At 68.5% G+C, this 22,921-nt stretch carries 22 protein-coding genes; 7 read left to right on the plus strand and 15 right to left on the minus strand.

What is annotated here, in order from left to right; genetic code table 11:
- Positions 1–9: 9 nt before the first annotated feature.
- Positions 10–1,065: an oxygenase MpaB family protein gene (locus HUW46_RS36720; protein ID WP_215543309.1), complete on the plus strand. Its 1,056-nt coding sequence runs from the start codon at positions 10–12 to the stop codon at positions 1,063–1,065.
- Between the two features lie 4 nt (positions 1,066–1,069).
- On the opposite strand, the gene HUW46_RS36725 is transcribed toward HUW46_RS36720, so the two are convergent.
- From HUW46_RS36725 to HUW46_RS36770, 10 genes are all read right to left on the minus strand, one after another.
- Positions 1,070–2,170, minus strand: coding sequence for an alpha/beta hydrolase family protein (locus tag HUW46_RS36725; protein WP_215543310.1), 1,101 nt, complete (start codon positions 2,168–2,170; stop codon positions 1,070–1,072).
- A gap of 69 nt (positions 2,171–2,239) precedes the next feature.
- On the minus strand, positions 2,240–2,872 hold the full coding sequence (locus tag HUW46_RS36730; RefSeq protein ID WP_215543311.1) for a hypothetical protein: 633 nt from the start codon (positions 2,870–2,872) through the stop codon (positions 2,240–2,242).
- Positions 2,869–4,044: an MCE family protein gene (locus HUW46_RS36735; protein ID WP_215543312.1), complete on the minus strand. Its 1,176-nt coding sequence runs from the start codon at positions 4,042–4,044 to the stop codon at positions 2,869–2,871. The genes HUW46_RS36730 and HUW46_RS36735 overlap by 4 nt, the downstream gene beginning before the upstream one ends.
- Positions 4,041–5,078, minus strand: a complete 1,038-nt coding sequence (locus tag HUW46_RS36740) for an MCE family protein (protein WP_215543313.1) — start codon at positions 5,076–5,078, stop codon at positions 4,041–4,043. The genes HUW46_RS36735 and HUW46_RS36740 overlap by 4 nt, the downstream gene beginning before the upstream one ends.
- Positions 5,078–6,184 (minus strand): MCE family protein, encoded by a 1,107-nt coding sequence (locus HUW46_RS36745; RefSeq protein WP_215543314.1) that lies wholly within the window; start codon positions 6,182–6,184, stop codon positions 5,078–5,080. Before HUW46_RS36745 ends, HUW46_RS36740 begins: the two co-directional genes overlap by 1 nt.
- A complete protein-coding gene (locus HUW46_RS36750) occupies positions 6,181–7,173 on the minus strand; it encodes an MCE family protein (protein ID WP_215543315.1) in 993 nt (330 codons plus the stop codon). Before HUW46_RS36750 ends, HUW46_RS36745 begins: the two co-directional genes overlap by 4 nt.
- Entirely contained in the window at positions 7,170–8,171 is a 1,002-nt protein-coding gene (locus HUW46_RS36755) for an MCE family protein (RefSeq protein ID WP_215543316.1), read from the minus strand. The genes HUW46_RS36750 and HUW46_RS36755 overlap by 4 nt, the downstream gene beginning before the upstream one ends.
- On the minus strand, positions 8,168–9,382 hold the full coding sequence (locus HUW46_RS36760) for an MCE family protein (RefSeq protein WP_215543317.1): 1,215 nt from the start codon (positions 9,380–9,382) through the stop codon (positions 8,168–8,170). The genes HUW46_RS36755 and HUW46_RS36760 overlap by 4 nt, the downstream gene beginning before the upstream one ends.
- A complete protein-coding gene (locus HUW46_RS36765) occupies positions 9,379–10,230 on the minus strand; it encodes an MlaE family ABC transporter permease (protein WP_215543318.1) in 852 nt (283 codons plus the stop codon). Before HUW46_RS36765 ends, HUW46_RS36760 begins: the two co-directional genes overlap by 4 nt.
- Complete coding sequence (locus tag HUW46_RS36770; protein ID WP_215543319.1) at positions 10,230–11,024, minus strand: MlaE family ABC transporter permease; 795 nt, start codon at positions 11,022–11,024, stop codon at positions 10,230–10,232. Before HUW46_RS36770 ends, HUW46_RS36765 begins: the two co-directional genes overlap by 1 nt.
- Before the next feature lie 94 nt (positions 11,025–11,118).
- Here HUW46_RS36770 and HUW46_RS36775 point away from each other — a divergent pair, with 94 nt between their 5' ends.
- The 5 genes from HUW46_RS36775 (at position 11,119) to HUW46_RS36795 (ending at position 14,931) form a co-directional block, all read left to right on the plus strand.
- Positions 11,119–11,733 carry a TetR/AcrR family transcriptional regulator gene (locus HUW46_RS36775; RefSeq protein WP_215543320.1) on the plus strand — a complete coding sequence of 205 codons (615 nt, stop codon included), beginning with the start codon at positions 11,119–11,121 and terminating at the stop codon, positions 11,731–11,733.
- 266 nt (positions 11,734–11,999) lie between these two features.
- Positions 12,000–13,205, plus strand: coding sequence for an RHS repeat domain-containing protein (locus tag HUW46_RS36780; protein ID WP_215543321.1), 1,206 nt, complete (start codon positions 12,000–12,002; stop codon positions 13,203–13,205).
- A 129-nt stretch (positions 13,206–13,334) separates the two neighbouring features.
- Positions 13,335–13,793, plus strand: coding sequence for an Imm26 family immunity protein (locus HUW46_RS36785; RefSeq protein ID WP_215543322.1), 459 nt, complete (start codon positions 13,335–13,337; stop codon positions 13,791–13,793).
- Between the two features lie 173 nt (positions 13,794–13,966).
- Complete coding sequence (locus HUW46_RS36790; protein ID WP_331477350.1) at positions 13,967–14,410, plus strand: Imm26 family immunity protein; 444 nt, start codon at positions 13,967–13,969, stop codon at positions 14,408–14,410.
- Positions 14,411–14,535: 125 nt separating this feature from the next.
- A complete protein-coding gene (locus tag HUW46_RS36795; RefSeq protein WP_215543324.1) occupies positions 14,536–14,931 on the plus strand; it encodes a barstar family protein in 396 nt (131 codons plus the stop codon).
- Between the two features lie 232 nt (positions 14,932–15,163).
- Here the strand turns inward: HUW46_RS36795 and HUW46_RS36800 are convergent, their stop codons facing one another.
- The 5 genes from HUW46_RS36800 to HUW46_RS36820 all read right to left on the minus strand — a co-directional run bounded on the left by HUW46_RS36800 (position 15,164) and on the right by HUW46_RS36820 (position 19,986).
- On the minus strand, positions 15,164–15,778 hold the full coding sequence (locus HUW46_RS36800; protein WP_215543325.1) for a hypothetical protein: 615 nt from the start codon (positions 15,776–15,778) through the stop codon (positions 15,164–15,166).
- A gap of 161 nt (positions 15,779–15,939) precedes the next feature.
- Entirely contained in the window at positions 15,940–16,626 is a 687-nt protein-coding gene (locus tag HUW46_RS36805; RefSeq protein WP_215543326.1) for a response regulator transcription factor, read from the minus strand.
- On the minus strand, positions 16,627–18,036 hold the full coding sequence (locus HUW46_RS36810) for a sensor histidine kinase (RefSeq protein ID WP_254125257.1): 1,410 nt from the start codon (positions 18,034–18,036) through the stop codon (positions 16,627–16,629). It lies immediately after the preceding gene.
- Positions 18,037–18,046: 10 nt separating this feature from the next.
- The gene (locus tag HUW46_RS36815) at positions 18,047–18,766 is read right to left on the minus strand and encodes a type 1 glutamine amidotransferase (protein ID WP_215543327.1); all 720 of its coding nucleotides are present in this window, start codon (positions 18,764–18,766) and stop codon (positions 18,047–18,049) included.
- Positions 18,763–19,986, minus strand: a complete 1,224-nt coding sequence (locus HUW46_RS36820) for a DUF1727 domain-containing protein (RefSeq protein ID WP_331477178.1) — start codon at positions 19,984–19,986, stop codon at positions 18,763–18,765. Before HUW46_RS36820 ends, HUW46_RS36815 begins: the two co-directional genes overlap by 4 nt.
- 302 nt (positions 19,987–20,288) lie before the next feature.
- On the opposite strand from HUW46_RS36820, the gene mgtA reads away from it, so the two are divergent.
- Entirely contained in the window at positions 20,289–22,865 is a 2,577-nt protein-coding gene (mgtA, locus tag HUW46_RS36825) for a magnesium-translocating P-type ATPase (RefSeq protein WP_254125258.1), read from the plus strand.
- Positions 22,866–22,921 lie beyond the last annotated feature (56 nt).

The raw sequence follows: 22,921 nt of genomic DNA on the forward strand, positions 1-22,921 counted from the left end.
GAGGCGACGATGACCCGCAAGCGCACTGTCGAGCCGCACGAGGACTACGGCTTCTTCGGCCCGGAATCGGTCACCTGGAAGGTGTGGAGCTATCCGACCTCGCTCACCGTCGGCTTCCAGCGCGCCGTGGTGGTGGAGGAGCTCGACCCGGCACTGGTCGCCTCGGTCGACGAGACGCAGGCGATCCGCACCCGCCCGCGCACCCGGTACGACCGGACGCTGCGGTACTTCGCGATGGTGGCCTTCGGCGGTTCGCGTTCGACGTTGAAGGCGGCCGACGTGCTGGTGAAGATCCACTCGAAGGCGATCGGGACCGAACCGCTCAGCGGCGAGCCGTACGACGCCAACGACCCGAAGTCCCAGCTCTGGATCCACCTCACCGCATGGCATTCGATCCTGTACGCCTACGAGAAGTACGGGCCGGGCAAGCTCACCCCCGCCGAGGAGGAGCGGTACTGGCAGGAATGCGCCGTCGCCGCCGAACTGCAGACCTGCGCGCCGGAAGACGTGCCGCGCGACCGCGTCGGCATCCAAGCCTACTTCGAACAGATGCGCCCGCAGCTCGTCGGCTCCGAGGTCGCGCGGTCCACAATGGACCACCTGCTGCACGCAGAGGTGATGCTCCCGCCGATGCCCGCGGTGCTCCGGCCGATCACGCTCGTCGTCACCAGGATCCTGCGCGCGGCCACCATCGCCACCATGCCGCGCTGGATGCGGACGATGTCCGGGTTGCGCCAGTCGCGGTTCACCGACGTCATGGTGACGCCGCTGCTGAAGCTCACGTTCCGGCTCGCGCACCTGAACCGGCGGCTCGAACTGCTGATGCTGCGGCGATTGTCGCCCGCGACCGTGCCGGTGGTGGCCCCCGTGCTGCTGTGCGTTCCGCCTGCGACACCGGAAACGGTCACACCGGAGGAAGGCCGTCGGCGCTACGGCTACGCGAAACCCGCCGAAGCACATCTCGAATGGCGGGCGAAGCAGCACGCCCGCGTCTTCGACAGCGGCACGGGACCCAGCGACGCCGGGATCGTGGAGTCGGAACCCATCCTCGGCCCGATCGCCTGAGGACTCACGGGCACCAGAAGCGCACCTCGGGGAACCTCGGCGACGGGCCGTCCAGCAGTCGTTGCGGGATGCCTCGCAGGTGCCGGTCAAGGAACGCGACGAGGTAAGCCTCGGTGAGCCGGATACCGCGGAGCGGGTCGAGTTCGACTCCTGGATCCATCCCGGCCTGCTGGACCAGCAGCAGCTGATCGGTGAACATGTTGTGGTTCCCCGAGTGGACGGTGAGCCAGCGCTTCCAGTCCGTCATTCCCGGCCACGCGGCGTCCCAGGACCGGTCGTGCCCGCCCGGCGCGTGCGAGGGTTCACCGAACTGGAGGAACGGGCGATCCAGGTCGGTGACCGGGAGGTAGTACGCGCCGTCGAGCATGGCGCCCGCGGTGATCCTGCGGTCGGCCAGCATGGCGGGCGCGGTGCTCGCGCCGCCGATCGAATGGCCGATCATGGCGATCCGGTCCGCGTCGATCCAGGGACCGCGGGCACGGGGCCGTTCGGTGAGTTCGTCGAGCACGAACGACACGTCGGCCGCCCTGGAGCGCACCAGTTTGGCGTCGTCCGGGACCGGGCAGACGACGCACTCCGTGGTGTGCCCATCGGGGAAGGTGATGGCGGTCGCTTCGTAGTTGTGCCCGATACCCGCGACCGCGTAACCGCGGCTGGCCAGTTCCTCCGCCAGCGAGGAAAGCGTCGCCCTCGGCAGTTCGAAACCCGGTGAGAGCACCACCAGCGGCAGCGGGCGGTGGAGCGGTTCGGCGTCCGCGGTGGAGTTCGTGCCGACCTTCGCCAGCATGTCTTCGGGGAGGTCGGGACGTCCGAGCTTGCGCATCATCAGCGCGGACTCCGCCGTGGTCAGGTACTGGGTCGGGCGCGCGCCTTCGGTCCGCGCCGGGTACCACAGCGTGACCATCAGTTCCCGCCGCTGCGAAGGAACCCACGGGTCGGCCCTGGATTCGTCGACGAAGTGGAACGTGCTCGTGCCGACCTTCGCCGGTCCGGTGGGACGCGGCAGTGCGAGTCGGGCCGGGGCCTGCGGTGCCGCGGTCGCGCTCGTCGCGACGAGGCAGGCACCGAGGGTGACAGCCGCGGTGATTACCGTTCGGAATCTCATGCGGTGATCGTTTCGCGGTGGCCCGGAGTCGCGCTATCGGTGATGTCCCCGAGAAAACCCTGATCGCGGTCAGCGGAGTTGGACGTCGTCCAGGCGCCAGTCGCCGTCCTGGTTCAGGACGGTCAGCTGCAGGCGGTTGCGTTCGACGCGCGGCTGCGGGCTGTTGGTGTTCGTGATGGTCTGGTCGACGAACAGGAGCACCACGGCGCGATCGGTGGTGGCTTCCGCGATCCCGGTCTGCACCACGGTGCTCTTCGCGACCGCCTTGTACTGCCGCATCAGCTGGGTCAGGTTGTTCGCGACGGACTGGTACTGCTTCGCGAACGAGTCCGTGGAGTCGCCGGTGACCTTCTTCAGGTTGTCGTCGATCTTGGTGAAGTCGTAGCTGGTGAGGTCGAGCGCGAACTGCCGCGCCGCACCGGTCGCGGCTTCGCGCGCCGAGTCGACCTGGGCGTGCCGGTACCACTGCCAGCCCGCGAACCCACCCGCGCCCAGCAAGAGCAGCACGAGCACTCCGGCGACGATTCGCCGCGGCCGTGGCAGTTTCTTCTTGGCAGCAGCAGGAGCAGGTGACGGGGTTTCCGGAACCGCGGGCTCTTCGGCGACGGTTTCCTCCGGCGTCTCGCGCGGTACCGGCGAAGGCCTCGGTGCTTTCTTGCCCGCGACCACGGGACGCTTGCGGGTGCGGTTCGGTGCTGTCATCCTCGCGCTCCTTGCGTGTACAGGGCGGCCCACGAGGGGCTGCCCGGTGGTGGCGCTCCACCGTCCTGGCCGGAACCCGCCGGTGCGGCCGGTAACGGCGCGTTCGCGGCACCGCGAACGCCCTGGTCCCCGCTCTTCCCCGGTGGGCAGTGGAAATCCGGTGCCGGTGGCCGCGGCGCCGTGTCGGTCGGCGTGCGCCGCTGCTGCGGGTAGTAGCAGATCCCGCCCTGCCCGAGGACGAGCGTGAAGTCGGCGTGGTCACCGCGGCCGATGGAGGCGAGGTCGCCGAGCCCCTTCGGTACGTCGGTGAGGAAGGCTCGCAAAGCGTCCGAGCGGCCCGCGACGAGGTCGATGGGGGAGACCAGATTCGCCATCAGCACGCCGACGTTCTGCTGGTTGTCCTTGAGCAGCGGTACGAGCTGGTCGAGCAGACCCGGCGCCTTTTCCAGCAGTGGCACGGCTTTCGGCTCCAGCGTGCGGAGCTGACCGGTCAGCTTGCCGAGCGACTCGACGAGCTTCGGCAGGCGCGCCGAGGTTCCTTCGCCGAGGAAGTCCTTCGCGCCGGTGAGCACGGTGGTCACCTGCGGGCGCATCGCGTTGAGGGCGTTGACGATCTGACTTCCTTTGTCGACAAGGCTTTCCAGCTGCGGCGAGGTCCCCGAAAGCCCGGTCGACAGTTCGTCCGCGACGGTGCTGAGGTCGTCGACGTTGATGCTGTCGGTCAGCTTCATCAGGTTCACCAGCACGGTCTGCAGCGGCAGGATCCCGGCTTCCTTCCCGGCGTGGACCACCGCGCCGTCGGCGAGGAACGGCGGGGCGTCCGTCGCGGGGCGCAGGTCGAGGTGCCGCAGCGCGACGGCGGTGTCCTGCGCCACGACAACGTCGGTGTTCGCCGGGACCTTCAGCGCGCTGTCGAGGTCCAGCGCGATTTCGACGCCGTCGCCGCGCAGGTTCACCGCGGTCACGCTGCCCGCCGTGACGCCGTGGTAGGTCACCGAAGCGCCGGGCGAGATGCCGCCCGCTTCGGGCATCCGCACCGTCACGTGCGTCGCGGCGCGGAATTCCGCCGGGCCGACCGCGGTCACCGCCAGGTAGACCGAGCAGCCGATGCCGATCAGCAGGAACGCCACGAGCTGCAGCAGCGGCAGCCGCCGCCCGAGCCGCCTGATCATCGGGTTCCCCCTTTCAGCAGTTGCTCGATACCGCCGGGAAACGTCGTGCCGGTCCCGGAAACGCCGGTGAACAGCGCGGTCAGCGCGCCCGGCACGTCGAACCGGGCGTTCAGGTTCAGATAGTCGCCGGGAATCGCGCGGCCGAGCAGCGCGTTCGCGGACTTGAGCGTGCCCAGTGCCGAGCCGAGGCTGCCGCTGAACCCGTTCAACTCGTCGAGGACGGGGCCGATTCCGTCCACAATGGATCCGACGGTTTCCTTGGTGCGCCCCAAGGTTTCGTCGGTCGTCTTCGCCAGCGGGGTCACGTTGGCGAGCAGCTTGTTCAGCGAGTCCTGCTGGCTCCGCAGCACGTCGACGGCCGGGTTGATCTGGGTGAACGCCTGGTCCAGCACTGCCCGGTTGTCCGAGGCGATCTTGGCGAGCCGGTTCAGCGAGCCGAGCGCGCGCGTGAAGTCGCCGGACCGTGCGTCCAAAGTGGACAGAATGCCGTTCGCTCTGGCGAGCAGGTCGCGGATCTTGCCCTCGCGGCCGCCGAGCGCGGTGTTCAGCTCGGTGATGATGGTGCGGGCCTGGTCGAGCCCGCTGTTGTTGAGCACCATGCCGAGCACCGCGAGGGTGTTCTCGATATCGGGCCCGCGAACGGTGTCCGCGACGGGAATGGTCGCACCGTCGGCGAGGCAGTCGGTGCCACCGCTCGCGGGCGGGCGGAGATCGATGTACTGGTCGCCGAGCGCGGTGCTGAGCTTCAGCTCCGCACGGGTCCCCTTCGGCAGGCGGACGTCCTGGCGCAGGCGCAGGGTCACCTTCGCCTGGAAGTGTTCGGACCTCGTCGCCACGACCCGCCCGACCGAGGACGGCCCCAGTTTCACTTCGCCACCCGAAGGCAGCCCGGAAACGTCGGTGAACACCGCGGTGAGTTCGTACGACGGCCCGTCGACCTCCTGGCCCGCGTCCATGCCCTGCAGGCTCAGTCCGCAGCCGGTGAGCGTGGCGGCGGCGAGCACGGCGACCCCGGCGAGTGCGAGCGTGCGCATCACTTGCCTCCCGTCTTCGCGGGCGGCGCGAGCACGGACGGCAGGCCGAGCGGGTCGCCTACCGACGGCGGGAAGCGCACCGGGTTGGTGATCCCGGCGCCGGTGCACAGCGGCAGCGGCAGTTTCGCGCAGAACTCCTTGCCGAGCGCGAACTGGCTGAAGTTCGTCGACACGTCGATCCGCGTGCGGAGCCGGTGGTCGGGGGAGACCGCGCGGCTGAGGTTCTGGCCCGCCAGCGGCAGCGTGTCCAGCAGCTCGGCGAGCTGGCCCTGGTGCTTTCCCAGCTCCGCGGACAGCGAGCCGAGCTGGGACACGTCCTTCGTCAGCTCCGCGCCGTGGTTCTTGAGCAGGTCGCCGAGATCGTTCATCGCGACCGACAGATCCTCCACAGTGGACGCGATGGAATCCTGCTGCTTGCCGAACATCTCGGCGGCGGTGGTGACCGAGCTGGTCACCGAGTCCACTGCGGACTTGTTCTTGTCCAATGCGGACACCAGCGTGGACAGGGTGTCGAGCAGCCCGCCGATGTCGGGGAGCTGTCCCGCCACCACCCCGGAGGCCTGGTTCACCTGGGTGATCGCGTCCTTGAACGCCTGCCCGCGCCCGTCGAGGAGCTTCGCGGCGGCGGCGAGCACGTCCCCGAGCGGCGCGCCCGCGGCGGGGTCGCCGGGGGCGAGCGTGGTGAGCAGGGTGTTGAGCGATTTCATCAGGTCGTCCCACTTCACCGGTGCGTGCGCACGGTCCGGCGGAATGACGCCGCCGTCGGGAAGCGTCTCGCCGGTCGTGTACGCCGGGGTGAGTTCGACGTACTTGTCGCTGATCACGGCTGGCGACATGACCCACGCCTGCGCCTGCGCGGGCACCTTCGTCCCGGCGGGCAGCGAGAGGGTCACGCGCACGCGCGAGCCGACCGGGTCGACCGCGCGGACCTCGCCGACCGGCACGCCGAGGATGTCGACCTTGCTGCCGGGGTAGACGCCGTCGGCCTGCCCGAACTCGGCGACGACGGTCGTCGTGGGCTCCGGGCGCAGCACGTAGATCGCCCCGGCGACGAGCAGTCCCGCGACGCACATCAAGGTGACGACCTTCGCGGCGGCGTTCTTCACTTGCACCCCCGTACGAGTCCGGTGACGCACAGGATCGGATCCGGCAGGATGGCCGCCGGGCCGACGACGTCGATCCACGGCCCGTTCCCGGTGGCGTTGGCGAGGTAACGGCCGGTCGGGGCGAGCAGGTCGATCGTGCGGCCGAGATCCGCCGCGTTGTCGGTCAGGGTTTTCACCGTCTCGCCGAGGCGCTGTACCAGCGGTTGGACGAGCGGGCGGTTCGTGTCGAGGAAGGAGCGGACCCGGTCGGCGAGGCGGCCGACGTCGCTGACGAGCTGGTTGAGCGTGTCCTTGCGGGCGATCAGCGCGCGGGTGACGAGATCGGTGTCGCCGAGCAGCTTCACCAGGCTGTCCTGCTGGCCGGTCAGCATCGAGGTCACCGAGCGGGCACCCGCGAGCAGGTCCTGGATTCCCTTGCTGTACTTGGTGAACACCGAGGTCGCCGAGGTGACGCCGGTGAGCGCGTCACCGGCGAGCTTGGCGTCCGGTGCGTTGTCGCGCAAGGTCGTGATCATCTTGCGCAGCGAGCCGAGGTCCAGTTGCCGCGTGGTGTCCGCCGCGGACCGCCCGAGGTCGTCGAGCGAGAACGGGACGGAGGTGCGCGCGAGCGGGATGGTTCCGCCGCCGGGCAGCGCACCGGCACCGCCGGGGCGCACGTCGAGGTAGCGCTTGCCGAGCACGGTCTGGATCTTGACCCCCGCCGTGGTCGCGTCGCCGAGCGGCTGGTCGCGGTCGAGGCGGAAGTCGACGCGCACCCGGTCGCCAGCCAGCGCGATCGTGCGGACGCGACCGGTGGGGACCCCGGCCACGAACACCTGGTCGTCCGCGCGCAGGCCGGCGGCGTTGGCGAGTTCGGCGGTGTAGGCGGCGGTGCGGGTGTAGAACACGAGCTGCGGCACGCCGATCGCGGCCGCGACGGCGAGCACCAGCGCGGTGACGCCGACGGCGGCGAGCTTGCGCGGATCGCGCTCCCGGAACGGCCTCCTCATCGGCACACCGCCGAATGCGGGCCGATGGCCGAGGACACCCCGAGCCCGCCGACGTTGATCCCGAGATCGCACAGGTAGACGTTCATCCAGCCGCCGTAGTCCATCGTCCCGGTGACCCTGCCGAGCAGGCCGGGCATATCGCGCAGCGCCCCGACGATCGGCTCGCGGTTGGCCAGCAGCGACGCGCTGAGCCGGTTCAAGGACGCGAGGTCCTTGGTGATCGACGGGGTGAGCCGGGTGGTGACGTCGGCGAGGGTGCCCGCGAGCTTCGCGCCGCTGTCGAGCGCGGAGGTGATCGTGTCCCGGTTCGCCGCGAGCCCGCCGACGAGATCCCCGAGACCCGAGACCAGCTTCCGGAAGTCCTGCGCGTGCCCGATCGTGGTGTCCAGCACCGGCTGGAGGTTCGCGAGCACCTCGCCGATCACCTTGTCCTGCCCGGCGAAGGTCTGGGTGAGAGTGACCACTTTGGACAGCAGCGCGTCGATCGTGGGGCCCTCGCCCTGGAACACCGCGACGATCTCCTTGGTGAGCTGGTTGACCTCGCTCGGCCGCAGCAGGTCGAAGATCGGCTTGAACCCGTTGAACAGCGCGGTGAGGTCGAGCGCGGGCGCGGTGTGCGCGACCGGAATCGTGCCGTTCTCCGGAAGCCGTTTCGAGGCGTCGCCGCCGGGCGCGAGCGAGACGTACCTGGCGCCGAGGAGATCCGCGTAGCGCACGGTGGCCTTCGCGTCGGCGGGGATCTCCTGGTCGTCGGCGACCTCGAAGGTGACCAGCGCGGTACGGCCGTCGAGCGCCATCCGCGCGACCTTTCCGACGCGGACGCCCGCGATCCGGACGTCGCTGCCCGGTTTCACGCCGAGCGCGTCGGTGAACACGGCGTGGTAGGTGACCGCGCGGCCGAACGGCTGGTTCAGCGTGTTCACCACGAGCGCGGTGCACAACGCGCACACCGTGGCGAACACGCCCAGTTTCAGTGCGGTGTAAGGAAGTTTACTCATGGCAGCAGCACCTTCGTGCCCCGAAGGATCGGCCCGGCGAGCAAGGCGAGGATCCCGTTCTGCGTCTCGGGGCGTTGAGCCTGCGGAAGATCGGGCAGCTTCGCGAGCGCGGCCGCCTCGTCATCGCTGCCGACCGGGCCGGAGGTACCACCGAGCACAGGCGGCGGTGGTGCGGGCACGCACGTGGGGCTGGTGAGCTTCCCGTAGCGCGGGCAGTCCGCGGCGGTGTAGGGCGTGTTGCGGTCGAAGGTCGCGGTCAGGTCCAGTGGCATCGGCGGCCCGTGGCTCAGCACGCTCTTCACCCCGGAGACGAGTTCGGTGAAGCTGTCGAAGAACTCGGTGAGCCCGTGCCGGTTGTCGTGCACGGTGCGCACCACCTCGCCCGCGCCGTCCACGAGGTGGATGAGCCGGTCGCGGTTGTCGCCGAGGAACTGCTTCGCCTGCCCGCTCAGCGCGAGCCCGCCGGTGAGCACCGCTTCGATGTTGCCCTTCTGCCGCACCACATCCGCGGACAACGCGGTGGCGTCCTTGAGCGCCTGCACACCGCCGGGGGCGACCGCGCTGAGCTGCTGGCCGAGATCGGCGACGAACCCGAGCGTGTCGCTGAAGGTGCCGACGAGGGCGGGCGCGTCGTCGGTCAGGTCGTGGAGCTGGTCGACGAGCGCGCCGAGCCGCGCGCCACGGCCGGACAGCGCCTTGCTGACCGCGGACAGCGCGGTGTCGATCTTCGCGGGCTGGATCGCCTGCAGGACGTCGAAAAGCCGCTTGTAGGCGGTGTAGAGCTGGATGGTGTCGCCGGAGGTGTCCGCCGGGATCGGTGCGCCGAGGTCGAGCGGGCCCGCCGAACCGCCGCCGGGTGGCACGAGGTCGACGTACTGGTCGCCGAAGAGCGTGCGGGGCAGCACCCGCGCGTGCACGCCCGCCGGGATGTCCGCCGCGTGGTCACCGGAGAACCGCAGGGTCAGCCGGGTCCGGGTGGCGTCGCTGTGCACCGACTCCACCGAACCGACCACGACGCCCCGGAATTCCACAGTGGACCGTTCGGCCACGCCGACGGTCTGCGGCGGGATGTCCGAGATGGCCGTCGGCTCGGCGCTGAGCCCGCCGGAGCCGTAGGCGACCACCAGCACGATGACCGCGATGCCCGCGGTGACGCCGACGACGCCGCGCCAGGCGAGCGCCGCGTGGCTGATTTCCCGCCGCCGGCTCATTGCGCGCTCCCGGTTCCGGGGATCGACGGGTAGACGCCCCAGAACGCGAACGTCACCAGGATGTCGGCGATCATGATCAGCACGATGCTGGTCCGCAGCGCGCGTCCCGCGGCCTTGCCGACGCCCTCGGGCCCGCCGTAGGCGTGATAACCGTGGTAGCAGTGCACCATCGTGACGATCATCGCGAGCACGAGCGCCTTCAGCAGCGAGAGCACGACGTCCTGGGGCGGCAGTACGAGGTGGAAGTAGTAGTCGTAGTTGCCGGGGGACTGGCCGTTGGCGTTCACCACGATCAGCCTTGTCGCGACGTAGGAGGCGAAGAGCCCGACGAGGTAGAGCGGGATGACCGCGATGAAGGCGGCGATCATCCTGGTGGTCACGAGGAACCGCAGTGAGCGGATCGACATCGCGTCGAGCGCGTCGATCTCCTCGGCTATCCGCATCGCGCCGAGCTGCGCGGTGAACCCGGTGCCGACCTTGGCGGCGAGGGCGATCCCGGCGACGACCGGCGCCAGCTCGCGGGTGTTGACGAGCCCCGACATCGCACCTGACAGCGGCGAAAGCCCCACCAGGTCGAGCCCGCGGAACCCTTCGAGCCCGATCTGCGAACCCGTCACGAAGCTCATCGCGAACACGACGCCGATGCTGCCGCCGCCGGCGAGCAGGGTCGCCGAGCCGAAGCTGATTTCCGCGACGAGCCGGACGATCTGGCGCCAGTGGTGCCGCAGCGTCGCGGGAACCGAGGCCAGCACCTGCACCGCGAAGGTGAACTGCGCGCCCGCCTCGGCGAGCCCTGCCGAGACGCGGCGCAGGTTCCTGGTCACCGCGTCCACCGCGGGAACGGTCATCAGAAGCCCCCGTCCGGAGGTGCCATCAGCGCGTACAGCTCGCCGATCCCGACGTTGGCGAGGAACACCAGGAGGAACGCGAGCACGACCGTTTCGTTGACCGCGTTGCCGACCCCGGCGGGGCCGCCCTTGACGGTGATGCCCTTGACGCAGGCGACGCCCGCGGCGAGCACCGCGAAGACGGCCGACTTGACCTGGGAGACGAAGAAGTCGCTGAGGTGGGCGAAATCCGTCATCGTGGTGAGGAAGCTGCCGGGGGCGACGTGCCCGGCGAGCACCTGGAACAGGAAGCTCGCGGTGATCCCGACGGCCATCACGAGGCTGTCCAGGAGCATGGTCACCACGACGGCGGCGACGATCCGGGGCAGCACCAGCCGTTCCAGCACGGACAGGCCCATCACCTCGAGCGCGTCGGTCTCCTCGCGGATGGCCCGCGAACCGAGGTCGGCGCACAGCGCGGACCCGCCGACACCCGCGATCATCAGCGCGCACACCAGCGGGGCGGCCTGCCCGACGATCAGCAGCCCGACCACGGCGCCGCTGTAGCTCTGCGCGCCGATCTGCCCGGTCAGCGAGCCGACCTGGGCGGCGACCACGACCCCGAACGGGATCATCACGAGAATGGAGGGCAGCGTCGTGACACCGGCGAGGAACCACATCTGGTCGATCGCTTCGCGCCACGCGAAGCGCCGCCGGAGCACGGCTTGACCTGCGGCGTAGGCGGTATCGGCTGCGAAGCCGAACAGCAGGCCGATTTCGGCCACCGAGCCCGATCTGCCGCGCGCCACCGCCATGCGCCCTCCTCGCCGCGTTCCTACCCTGGAGTAGATAACGAGTGTGACGTAACGCAGGTTACGAAACAAGCGTTACGGGTTTTAGCATGGTGGCATGCCCCGCCGCATCCGAGACCCCGAGAGCCGCCACCGCGTGATCGCGGCGGCCTGGCGCCTCGTCGCGGTGCAGGGGATCCACGCGACGACGGTGCGGGGGATCGCGGCGGAAGCCGGGGTCACCACCGGCTCGGTGACGCACTACTTCGAGGACAAGGCCGAGGTGATGGCCGCGGTCCTGCGCTACAACAACAAGCTCGCCGCCGAACGCGTGGCCGCCGCGGTCGGCGGCAGGACGGGGCTCGACGCGCTGAGCCGCGGCGTCGAAGCGATGCTGCCCCACGACGAACACCGCCTGCGCTGGTGGACGGTGTGGATGGCCTTCTGGGGCGAGCGCGGCGCGCACCGGATGGTCGCGGAAGAAGGCGCGAACGCGGGCTACGGCGCGCTGGAAATCTGGCTGCACCACGCTTTCGAGTCGGCGGTGGCCACCGGCGAACTTCCGTCCACAGTGGATCCGAGGTACGAGTCGGAACGGGTCCTGGTGCTCGTCGGCGGACTCGGGCTGATGTCGGGAGGAGAAGCGAGGCTGCTGCGGGAGGTGCGGCGGCGGTCGCGCCGCATGCTCGCCGAGCACTGGGCGAACCTCGCCAGCAGTCCGATTCACGGGTAGGCGGGCCGCGCAGTTGGTGACTTCCTCACCGTGAATTGAAAGCCACGTCAGTGAATTGTCCGTTTTAGTGAGAGCGGTCCGCATTCCCTCCAATGGCGTATTTACGGTGATCACCTCCTCAGTAGAGTGATGTCCGGGTTCGTCGGGGAGGGCCCAGCTTCGCTGGTGTTGGACGAACGAGGGGATCGAGTGGCGCCGCCCTGCCTGTCTTCAGGGCGATAGTTGTTCAGGTCGAACACATCATCGCGGTAGGGACGCTTTTGCTGGTGTGGTCGACCACGCCGGTGCGGACCTGCGTCCCGCTGTCCTCTGTGGACCCGAACGGTCGTCGCACCGATCTCGAATACGACGCGCTTGGCCGTCTGGTCAAGGTGTGGAGTCTTGGACGGTCGAAGGAGTACAAGGAAGAGCCGAACATCACCTACGGGTACGCCGTCCGCAACAACGGCCCTAGCTGGATCAGCACGAAGACCCTCAAGCCGGAGGGGAACTACCTCACCAGCTACGCGCTGTTCGACGGATTCTTCCGGTCACGGCAGACCCAGGCTCCGGTCCAGCGTGCCCGGGACTTGGCGAACAAGAAGCTGATCGATGTCGTGATCGAGGCCGGTGGGGAGATCCTGAAGGACTTCCTCGGCATCACCGATATCGAGGAGTGCTTCGGCGACGGCAACGTCGGCTCGTGCATCAGCATGGTGATCAACGCGATCCCGGTGGGGAAGGTCCTCCGGATCGGGGAGTACATCGGTGCGGTCAAACGCGCCTTCAAGGGCGTCATGGACTTCCTGGAAAAACTCCCCGGCGCCCGTTCGCTGATCTCGAAGGCCGACGACGCGGAGGCCGAGTTCAACGCGGTCAGCTCCGAAGCCAGGGCGGTGGAGGACGTCGGGGAGAGCTGTGCCATCAACAGCTTCACTCCGGACACGCCGGTGTCGATGGCGGATGGGACACGAAGACCGATCGAGGACGTCAAGGTCGGTGACCAAGTGGTCACCACCGATCCTGAGAGCGGTCGGACGGAACCTCATTTGGTGGCCCGTACGATCATCGGTACCGGGCAGAAGGACCTCGTGCAGCTCACCATCGATTCCGGTGACGAGCGCGCGCCGCAGGTCACGACGGTGACGGCGACCGCGAACCACCCGTTCTGGGTGCCCAGCCACCAGGAGTGGATGGACGCCGCGGACCTGCTGCCCGGCGACGTCCTGCTGACCTCAACCGGCACCTGGGTCCACGTCACCGCGATCAAGCACTGGACCGCGCTCCAACGAGTCCACAACCTCACCGTCGACGAGGTTCACACCTACTACGTGGCACCGAGCAGCACCTCCCTGCTCACCCACAACGACAGCTGCCCGATCAAGACGTACCAGACCTACATTAAGGACAACCTGGACGGTGGGGCACCGTATACTGGTCGCACCAGTGGGTACGGAACTCCAAGGGATGATCGACCACCATGGCGGGGCTAGGAGTGAAGGTGGCACTTCCGGAAATGCCATCCGGGGTATCAGTCGGCGAAACAAGCGAATCAATGACTATCTTGTCGAAGCGCAGAAAGTATTTGGGAATTGACTCTTGTTAAAAAGTTTACACGATGGGTGCCTGGCCTGGTGGTATTGGTGCCACGGGAAATCGGGGTCTACAATGTCGCCAGATTGTCGAATGATGTCAGTGTGGAGTTTTATGATTTAACCGTAACGGAGATTCGCCCGGTATCAGAGGTGGAGATTCGTGAAGCAATCATGCTGTTCAAAATTTCGGTTAACAAGCGGGCGCTAAAATCAGGAAGCTGGCCCGTGGTTGGAAAACTTCCCCTTACCGATGAAGAGAAGACTGTCAAAGATATCCTCTTTACGCAGGACTCTCTATCTGGAAAGATTTCCAAGTATATTTATGATCCAGTGACCAAGCAGTCCTTGGAGTCTCCAGCGACGGCTGAGGAGGTGGCTGACCTGGAAGCTGTCGCGGTATGGGATCCCACGCATGTGGAGGAGCGGCTTCGAGATCACTACGCTGGGCGTAGAAACAAATGGGTGGAACATTTTCGGCCAAAGTAGCCGCCAGGCAAGACGTCCCTGTATTCAGTGCGTAGGAGTGGGGCGTCGGGAAACTCGATTGGAAGTATAAGCCGACGGAATAGCAGGCTTGAGGAGTACCTCGATGCGGCTCATAAAGAGTTTGGAAATTGACTGCCGTAAGGAAATACACGCGTTGGGTGCCTGGGTTGGTAGTGCTTGTGCCCCGAGAAGAAGGCGTGTACAGCGTTGCCCGCTTGGCGAATAACATCTATATGGAGTTTTATGATTTGACATTGCACGACGTCCGACCTGTGTCCGGCCAAGAACTTCATGGGGTGCAGGTGCTTTTCAAGGTCGCTGTACACAACAAGGCGCTCAAGTCCGGTGAATGGCCGGTGGTGGGGAAGTTGCCGTTGACCGCCGAGGAGGAAACGGCAAAAGATGTATTTTTCATGCAGGACTCACTGTCGAATGAAGTCTTCAAGTATGTTTACAACCCTTTAACCAGGCGGGCCTCGCAATTCCCTGCAACCGCCGAAGATGTTAGAGCTTTGGAAGCGGTGGCCGTATGGGATTCCTCGCATATTGAAGAGCGATTGCGTGATCATTATGCGGGGCGGCCAAATAAGTGGACTGAACATTTTCGGGCCAAGTAGCGTTCGACTGTAACTGCAGAAAGCTAAAGCGGGAACGGAAGAGTGATCGAATGTTACGGTCGGCCCTTGAGGCTGCGGTTGAGCCTGTTTCCCCATGGTTGCGAGAGGGGACGATCGCTTCTTCTGTGACTCAGGAGGAGCTAGAGTCGAAAGCTCCCAAGAACATGTTCGTCACCAGTTTTGACTCTAGAAACCTTATCACTGCAGGTGAACTGTTTGACAGAATATCCAACCGTCTTCTTTTTCCTGGCTATTTCGGGCGCAATTGGCCGGCGTTCGACGAGTGTCTCTCGGATGTTTACGAGTTCGTTCACCGCCCCTGTGTCGTGCTGGCGTTTACGCACTCATCGTCACTGTTGAGTTGTGAGCCGTCCGACATTTCCATCTTGCTGAAGATATTTAAGAAAGTGGCAGCGGAGTTGTCGAAGCCAATTAATATTGGCGAGAATTGGGACAGGCCTGCGGTTTCATTCCATGTACTGTTTGATGTGGGTATCGATGTTGCATCCTATGGCTCTTGAAATGTCTCTTCTTGGGTTGCGCCTCCATATTGGGAGCGTTAGGTCGGGGTGATGGTTTTCCCGGTTTCGATGCTGCGGATTCTGATGCACCGCTTCGGCCAGCATATCCATGTGCCACCGAGTTGCGATCTCGACTGACCCGGGCGCTGAAACCTACCTGAGGAAGGACCTCGTCCGGACGAGGCGCCCGAGCATCCGGGTCGGACGGCCGGGCACCTCGTCATCGCGGCGGTCAGGCGGCGTAGATTTCGGCCAGTGCGGCGCCGAACGCCTTGGCCGAGTCTTCGGGCAGGCCTTCGGTTTGCCGCAGGTGGTCGGTGAGGATCTCGCGGGCCTTGTCCTTCGCGACGCCTTCGATTTTGATGCTTTCGATTAGGTCGGCCAGTGCCGGGGCGCCGGTTTTGATCAGCAGGGCGATCGGTTTGAGCACGGCTTGGGTGATCGGGCCGCCGATGCCGACGCCGGGGATGGCGGCGACCAGGTTCCCGATCGTTTCCAGCACGCTGGCCGCCACCGGGCCGCCGACCCGCAGGGCCTGGACGATGATCGGCTGGGCGAACTTCGCCAGCTTCTTCAGCGCGCCGATGATGTCGATGTCCTGAGCGTCCGCGTCGGCAAGGGCTGCCCTGATCGGGGCGAGCTGCTGTGCGGTGGTCGCGTCGCCCGCGGCGATCAGCGCGTCCACGTTCGCCGTGGTGACGATCTTCTGGAGGGCGGTTCGCTCCGCGGGCGCGATGACCGCGGACGGGGTTTCCGCCGCGGCCGTTGCGGCGGGGCCGAAACCGAGCGTCACAATTCCTGAGGTGAGCAGGACGGCAATGGGTCGCGAGTACCGGGAAAGGGTCATTTTTTGCTCATTTCCGTGCGGGGCGGGGTCGCTCGAAGACTATGGATCGCCCGAATTTTCGGTCAAGTGACTCGAAACACACGGTCGCCCGGCTGCGATCCGGCCTTCACTGCTGAGCAGTGCGAATCGTCCCGGTCGGTGTTAACTGTGAAATCCTGTGCTTACGGCGAGGCTGGTTTCTCGGTCGCGAACCGGTAACCTAGCCCGCGCACGGTTTCGATGGTGTGCGTGCCGAACGGGACGTCGATCTTCCGCCGCAGATACCCGACGTAAACCTCCACGACGTTCTCGTCGCCTTCGTAGTGCGCGTCCCACACGTGGGCGAGGATCTCGTTCTTCGCCAGCACTTCGCCCGCCCGCCGGACGAAGAACTCCAGCAGGCCGAATTCACGGGCGGTCAGGTCGATCCGCTTCTGTCCTCTGTAGACGGTTCGCGCGGCGGGGTCGAGCTGGATGCCGCCCGCGGTGAGCACCGCCGGTCGTACCGGGGCGGCGCGCCGGAGCAGCGCGCGCAGCCTCGCCACGAGCACCACGTACGAAAAGGGCTTGCTCAGGTAGTCGTCGGCGCCGAGGTCGAACGCGTCGGCTTCGTCGTGTTCGCCGTCCTTCGCGGTGAGCATCAGCACCGGGGTCCAGATCTCTTCGCGGCGCAGCCGCCGCAGCACCTCGTAACCGGACAGCTCGGGCAGCATGATGTCGAGCACGATGACGTCGTAGGTGTGCTCGGTCGCCGCCCACAGGCCGTCGGTGCCGGTGTGCGCGGTGTCCACCGTGAAGCCTTCGGCGACGAGGCCCTTGCGCAGGGTCTCGGCGAATTCGCGCTCGTCCTCGACGATCAGCAGACGCACCTAGTCCTCCTCGGTGCCGGGGCGGTCCAGTGCGGGCAGCTCCAGGCGGAAGTGCGCGCCAGGGTAGTCCGGGTCGTCAGGGCGGTCCGGGCAGCGCGCCGATCCGCCGTGCTGCAGCGCGATTCCCGTGACGATGGCGAGCCCGAGCCCGGTACCGCCGTGGCGGCGCTGGCGCGAGGCGTCCAGCCGGACGAACCGTTCGAAGATCCGCTCGCGGTCTTCCGGTGGCACACCGGGGCCGTCGTCGCTGACCTCGATCGCCGCGTGCTTGCCGTCCGTGGAACTGGCCAGCCGGAGACGGCGGCGCGCGTGGTCGCGGCCGTTGTCGACGAGATTCCGCACGGCGCGGCGCAGGTGCGGCTCGCTGCCGAGCACTTTCGCCGGCGCGGCGCGCACTTCGATCTCCAGCGAGGTTTCCGCGCGCACCCTCGCCGCTTCCGCCCGCACGATGTCGTCGAGGTCGACCTCGCGGTGGGACGGCCGGTCGGTCGAGTCGTCGGTGCGCGCGAGCACGAGCAGGTCGTCGACGAGTTCGCGCAGCCGCGCCGTTTCCGCGGTGACCACGGTGACCAGTTCGTCGGTGCCCATGCTGTCCGGATGCCGCGACGACACGTCGAGCGCGGTGCTGATCGTGGACACCGGCGAGCGCAGTTCGTGGCTCGCGTCCGCGACGAACCGGCGCTGCGCGGACTGCGCCGAAGCGAGCCGCGAGAGCATTTCGTTGAGCGTGGTCGCCAGCCGGTGCACCTCGTCGTGGCCCGGTGGCAGCCGGACGCGGGTGGCCAGGTCGTGGGTGGAGATCTCCGCGACGGTGCGCCGCATCTGCTCGACCGGGCGCAGCGCCGAGCCGACCGCACGGTACACGGCGAAGCCCGAGATGGCGATCAGCGGCAGCCCGATCACCACGAGCAGCAAGGTCAGCCTCGTCGACGCCTCGGTCACCGAGTCGAGCGAGCGGGCCGCGACCACGGTGTAGGTCCCACCGGGCCCGACCACGGCCTGCGAAACCAGGCGGTAGTCGCCGTCGTCGCCGTGGATGCCGAGCGGTTTCGTCTCGATGATTTCGCGGCCGGGCGCCGGTGCGGCGTCGGTGATCGGGGGACGGCCGATGATCGCGGGATCGCTCGCGATGACCCTGCGGGTGCCGTTGAGCACCTGCGTCACGGCCTCGGTGTCGCCGGTGCTCGCGACATCGCTCGCGGTCAGGTCCTTCGTGCCCTCCGCGGCGAGCTGGATCGCGACCTGGCGGCCGGTGCTGCGCGCGCTCTGTGTCACGCCCGCGTCGAGCGACTCTTCCAGCAGCAAGAGCACGACGACACCCGCGGTGACGAGCGCCAGCGCGAGCGCGATGATCGTCACCGCGGTCGTGCGCATGCGCACGCCGCTCGCGGCCAATATCCGTCGCAGCACGGAAAGCAGCCTAGGACCGGCGGGACCGGGTCGACAGGCGCTCCAGCCGAAGGTGGTCCACTTCGGTGAGTTCGAGCGGGGGCAGCGGGTGGCCGACGAGCCAGCCGAGCACCAGGTCTGCGAGGCCGGGGTTCCTGGCGAGGACGGGGCCGTGCAGGTAGGTCGCGACGACCTTGCCGGTGACCGCGCCTTCGTGGCCGTCGCCGTTGCCGGTACCGCGCACGATCCGGCCGAGCGGATCCGCCGACTGCCCGAGCCTGGTGCGCCCGAGGTGGTTTTCGAACCCGGTCAGCGGGCCGCAGCCCGGCTCGGCGAGCGCGGTGGCCACCACCTCGCCGACGGCGCGCCGCGGACCCGGTTCCGTGCTCACGTCCAGCAGGCCGAGCCCTTCGTGCCGCACGCCGTCGAGGCCGCGGAACGCGGTGCCGAGCACCTGCAGCCCCGCGCACACCCCGAACACGACGGCACCCGCGTCCACCGCGCCGAGCAGGCCCCGCTGCCCGCGGAGGTGGTCGGCGGCGAGCACCTGCGCGTCGTCCTCGCCGCCGCCGAGCAGGTAGAGGTCGAACCAGGACGGCACCGGCTCGCCGAGCCGGATCGTGTGCACCTCGGCGTCGATACCGCGCCACTGCAAGCGTTTGCGCAACACCCGCGCGTTGCCGGAATCCCCATACGTGCCAAGGACATCGGGCAGCAGGAGTCCGATCGCGACGGTCGAGTCCCCGGTCACGCCGGCAGCCTGCCGACGAGGTCGCGGAACGCGGTGTAGTTCGCCACCAGCTCGATTTCGCCACCCTGAAGCGAGTCGACCGCGCACACCGGATCGCGGTGCACCCGGTGGGCCACCTCGGCGTACCGCAGGCGCACCGCGAGATCGGCGCACCGCTCGCCGGTGGCGACGACCTGCTTGCCCCGCAACCGTTCGAACGGCACGTCCCACAGCCACGACGTGTCCCTGCCGTCGGCCTCGCGCGCGTTGACCGCGATGACGACCGGAGTGTCCTCGGCGAGGATCGGGATCGTCGCACCCCAGCCCGCCGGGTTCTTCGCGAGCATCAGCCGTACCGAGTGCCGCTGGCGCCGGACGACGCGGTACCGGCCGCCGATGTCGGAGATCTCGCGGATCCTCGCCGCCGCCAGCTCCGGCGGCACCCCGGCGCACGAGGCCGCGGCGATCGCGAGCGCCGCGTTGGCGCGGTTCGCGGTGCCGGGCAGGCGGAGCCCGAGATCGACGCCCCTGCCGAGCGGATCGACGAGCCGGTCCCCGGCCACCGACCACGACGGCGACGGCCGGGCGAGCCCGCACCGGCACGCCCAGCCGTCGTCGTGGTGGCGGATCGCGCCGCCGCAGCGGGGACAGCTCCCCGCGTCCTCGTGCCAGTGGCCGCCGGTGCCGACCCACACGGGGTGCGCGGCGTCGGCGGCCGCGGAGGTGATGAGCACGTCGTCACAGTTCGCGACGGTCGAGGTGAAGGGCAGCGCGCCGATCGCCGCGCGGATCTCGCGTTCGGTCGCCCTGACCTCGCCGACGCGGTCGAGCTGGTCGCGGCTGAGGTTGAGCAGCACCACCACGGCGGGGTCGACCTGCGCGGCCACCCACGGCAGGTACGACTCGTCGACCTCGAGCACGGCGCAGGGCGCGTGCGGGGTGGCGACGAGCGCGGCGAGCAGCCCGTCGGGCATGTTCGCGCCGTCGCTGTTCGACGCGACCTCCCCTGCCCCGCCGAGCGCGGTGGCGAGCATGAGCGTGGTCGTCGTCTTGCCGTTGGTGCCCGAGACGAGCAGCACGGTGCGATCCCTGCCGAGGCGCCGCAGTGCGTGCGGGTCGAGCTTGAGCGCGACGCGCCCGCCGATCATGCCGCCGCCGAAGCCGACTCGGCGCGACAGCCAGGCCGTCGCCTGTCCGGCGGCGATGGACGTGCGCGTACGCAACGGCTTGTGACTGGCCACGTGAGAAGGGTGCGATTTCGTCGCTGTGAGGACCCTGAGAGCGTGATTCAGCTCTCGGCGCCTGAGGCTCTTGTCACTTGCGCAAGTATTTGACTGTTGTGGGTGCGCTGCGCTCTACTGGAGCGCGGAAGACGTTCGTGTGGAGGGAGGTGAGCCGGGTGACCGGCGAGGGAAGTAGTAGGCGCCGCGTCCGCGCGGGCATCCGGCCGCACCCGGCTCCGCCGAGGTAGGCCATGGGCCGTCCGCGTGGCTCCCGCTGCCGTCGATCAGCAGAGCACCAGCCTCACGGACAGGACCGACCCATGACCAGTACCCCGACGCCCACGACGCGCCCGCAGAGCGACGCGATGCTGCGCGAGCTGGCGGAAGCGCCCGCGCTGACCCTGTTCCGCGCCGTCGAAAGCACGCCGAAGGGGCTGACCGAGGCCGAAGCCGCCGAACGCGTGCGCGAAGACCGCGAAGACCGCGCCGGACTGGCCGCGGTCCGGGCTGCCGCGGTGGCGGCGACCAGCCCGTTCGTCGCGCTGCTCGCCTGCCTCGGGCTCGTGTTCGTGGTGGTCGGCGATGTGCGCGGCGCGGTCACCGTCGGTGTGATGGTCGCGGCGAGCGTCGCGGTGCGGCTGTGGCAGCACTCCCGGTCCGACCGCGCGGTGCGTGCCCTTCGCGACCGCGTGAGCACGACCGTGACCGTGCGGCGCCGAGCCGCAGAGGGCCATCCCGCTGTAGACCGCGAGGTGCCGCCGTCCGATCTGGTGCCCGGTGACGTCGTGCTGCTCGGTCCCGGCGACCTGGTGCCGGCCGACGTGCGCGTGCTCGCCTCGTCCGGGCTGCGCGTGGACCAGTCCGCGCTGTCGGGTGAGGGACTGCCGGTGGCCAAGCGCGCGCCGAAGCGCGGCCAGCGGCGCCGCGGCGCGCCGGAACTGGTGGACGCCCCTTCGCTGTGCTTCGACGGGACCTCGGTGGTGGGCGGCACCGCGACCGCGGTCGTGCTCGCGACCGGGAGCCGCACCCGGTCGGGGTCGGTCGCGGCGGCCCGCGCGCCCAAACCGGAATCCAGTTTCGACCTCGGGGTGCGCGCGGTCGGCTGGACGCTGGTGCGGTTCATGCTGGTGATGGTGCCGATCGTGCTCGCGGTCAACGGCACGGTCACCGGGGACTGGGCGCAGGCGGGGCTGTTCGCGGTCGCCGTCGCGGTCGGGCTCACCCCGGAAATGCTGCCGGTCATCGTGACCACGAACCTCGCGCGCGGCGCGGTCCGGCTCTCGCGGCGTGAGGTGATCGTCAAGCGCCTCAACGCGATCCAGGACCTGGCCGCGATGGACGTGCTGTGCGTGGACAAGACCGGCACGCTCACCGAGGACAGGGTCGCCTACGCGCACAGCGTCGATCTCGACGGACGGCCCGATCGCGAGGCAGCCGAGTACGCGAGCCTCGCGGTGCGCTCGCAGACCGATCACCACGATCGCCTCGACGCCGCGGTACTCGCGTACTTCGGTGACGAGGACCCGTTGACCGACGCGTTGTTCACGAAGGTCGACGAGCTCGGTTTCGACCACGAGCGCAGGCGCGCCACCGTGGTCGTCCGGCGCGCGGACGAGCACATCCTTGTCACCAAAGGAGATCCGGACGAGATCCTGCCGAGGTGCACGCACGCGCGGCGCGGCGGTGAGGTCGTCGAGCTGACCGCGGCGGGACGCGAATCCGCCGAAGGACTCGTGCTCACTTATGCCGGGCACGGGATGCGGGTACTCGCCGTCGCCGCGCGGGAAACCACGGCGAATCCGGGCGGCTACGGGGAAAACGACGAAACGGGACTTGTGCTGGTCGGGTTCCTCGGTTTCGTCGACCCGGTCCGCGACGGCTCCGCGGACGCCGTGCGCGCGCTCGGCGAGCACGGCGTGCCGGTGAAGATCCTGACCGGGGACAACCGCCACGTCGCCGCGCGGGTCGCGGCCGAGGTCGGCGTGCCGGTGGGGGAGGTCGTGCCCGGCAGCCGGATCGACGAGTGCGACGACGCCGATCTCGCCGCGCTGGTCCAGCGCACGACCGTGTTCGCCAAGCTCACCCCCGGCCACAAGGCACGGATCGTGGCGGCGCTGCGCGAGCGCGGCCACGCCGTCGGGTTCGTCGGCGACGGGGTCAACGACGTGCCCGCGCTGCGCGCCGCCGACGTCGCGGTCGCCCCGGACACCGCGACCGAGGTCGCCAAGGACGCGGCCGATCTGGTGCTGCTCGACCGGGACCTCGGGGTGCTCGCGCGCGGCGTCGTCGAGGGCCGCAAGACACTCGGCAACACGCTCAAGTACGTCGACATCACGGCCGCGTCGAACTTCGGGAACGTGTTGACAGTGCTGGTCGCGAGCGCGTTCCTGCCGTTCGTGCCGATCCTCCCGATCCAGCTGATGGTGGCGAACCTGCTCTACGACCTCGCGCAGCTCGCGCTCGCGTGGGACCGCGTCGACGACGGCTACCTCCGTCGGCCGCGGAGGTGGGACGCGCGCGGGCTCAGCCGGTTCATCCTCGTCTTCGGCCCGCTCAGCTCGCTGTTCGACCTGACCACGTTCGCGGTGCTGTGGTGGGTCTTCGACGCGGCAGGACATCCCGCGACGTTCCAGACCGGCTGGTTCGTCGAGGGCCTGCTGTCCCAGTTGCTGGTGGTTCTCCTGCTGCGCGGGCGTTCGCGGCCGGCAAGGCCGGTGCTGCTCGCGTCGGCCGGCGCGGCGCTCGCCGGTCTGCTGCTGCCACTGTCCCCGCTGGCGGGGCCGTTACGGATGCAGGCGCTGCCACCGGTGTACCTGCTGTGGCTGGCCGGGGTGCTTGCCGTGTACGGACTGCTCACCTGGGCGGTGCGGCAACGCTACGGCCGCACCGAGTGGTGACTCCTTTTCAGACAGTCCTTTAACGACTTTTCGGGTTTCGAGAACGGGGGACCGGC

The sequence above is a fragment of the Amycolatopsis sp. CA-230715 genome (assembly GCF_018736145.1).
GTDB lineage: Bacteria > Actinomycetota > Actinomycetes > Mycobacteriales > Pseudonocardiaceae > Amycolatopsis.

Coding starts and splice junctions, on each gene's coding strand:
- HUW46_RS36770 (WP_215543319.1), bottom strand. CDS start 11,024: ATGGCGGTGGCGCGCGGCAGATCGGGCTCGGTGGCCGAAATCGGCCTG.
- HUW46_RS36740 (WP_215543313.1), bottom strand. CDS start 5,078: ATGCGCACGCTCGCACTCGCCGGGGTCGCCGTGCTCGCCGCCGCCACG.
- HUW46_RS36800 (WP_215543325.1), bottom strand. CDS start 15,778: ATGACCCTTTCCCGGTACTCGCGACCCATTGCCGTCCTGCTCACCTCA.
- mgtA (WP_254125258.1), top strand. CDS start 20,289: ATGACCAGTACCCCGACGCCCACGACGCGCCCGCAGAGCGACGCGATG.
- HUW46_RS36760 (WP_215543317.1), bottom strand. CDS start 9,382: ATGAGCCGGCGGCGGGAAATCAGCCACGCGGCGCTCGCCTGGCGCGGC.
- HUW46_RS36735 (WP_215543312.1), bottom strand. CDS start 4,044: ATGATCAGGCGGCTCGGGCGGCGGCTGCCGCTGCTGCAGCTCGTGGCG.
- HUW46_RS36775 (WP_215543320.1), top strand. CDS start 11,119: ATGCCCCGCCGCATCCGAGACCCCGAGAGCCGCCACCGCGTGATCGCG.
- HUW46_RS36730 (WP_215543311.1), bottom strand. CDS start 2,872: ATGACAGCACCGAACCGCACCCGCAAGCGTCCCGTGGTCGCGGGCAAG.
- HUW46_RS36750 (WP_215543315.1), bottom strand. CDS start 7,173: ATGAGGAGGCCGTTCCGGGAGCGCGATCCGCGCAAGCTCGCCGCCGTC.
- HUW46_RS36725 (WP_215543310.1), bottom strand. CDS start 2,170: ATGAGATTCCGAACGGTAATCACCGCGGCTGTCACCCTCGGTGCCTGC.
- HUW46_RS36765 (WP_215543318.1), bottom strand. CDS start 10,230: ATGACCGTTCCCGCGGTGGACGCGGTGACCAGGAACCTGCGCCGCGTC.
- HUW46_RS36720 (WP_215543309.1), top strand. CDS start 10: ATGACCCGCAAGCGCACTGTCGAGCCGCACGAGGACTACGGCTTCTTC.
- HUW46_RS36755 (WP_215543316.1), bottom strand. CDS start 8,171: ATGAGTAAACTTCCTTACACCGCACTGAAACTGGGCGTGTTCGCCACG.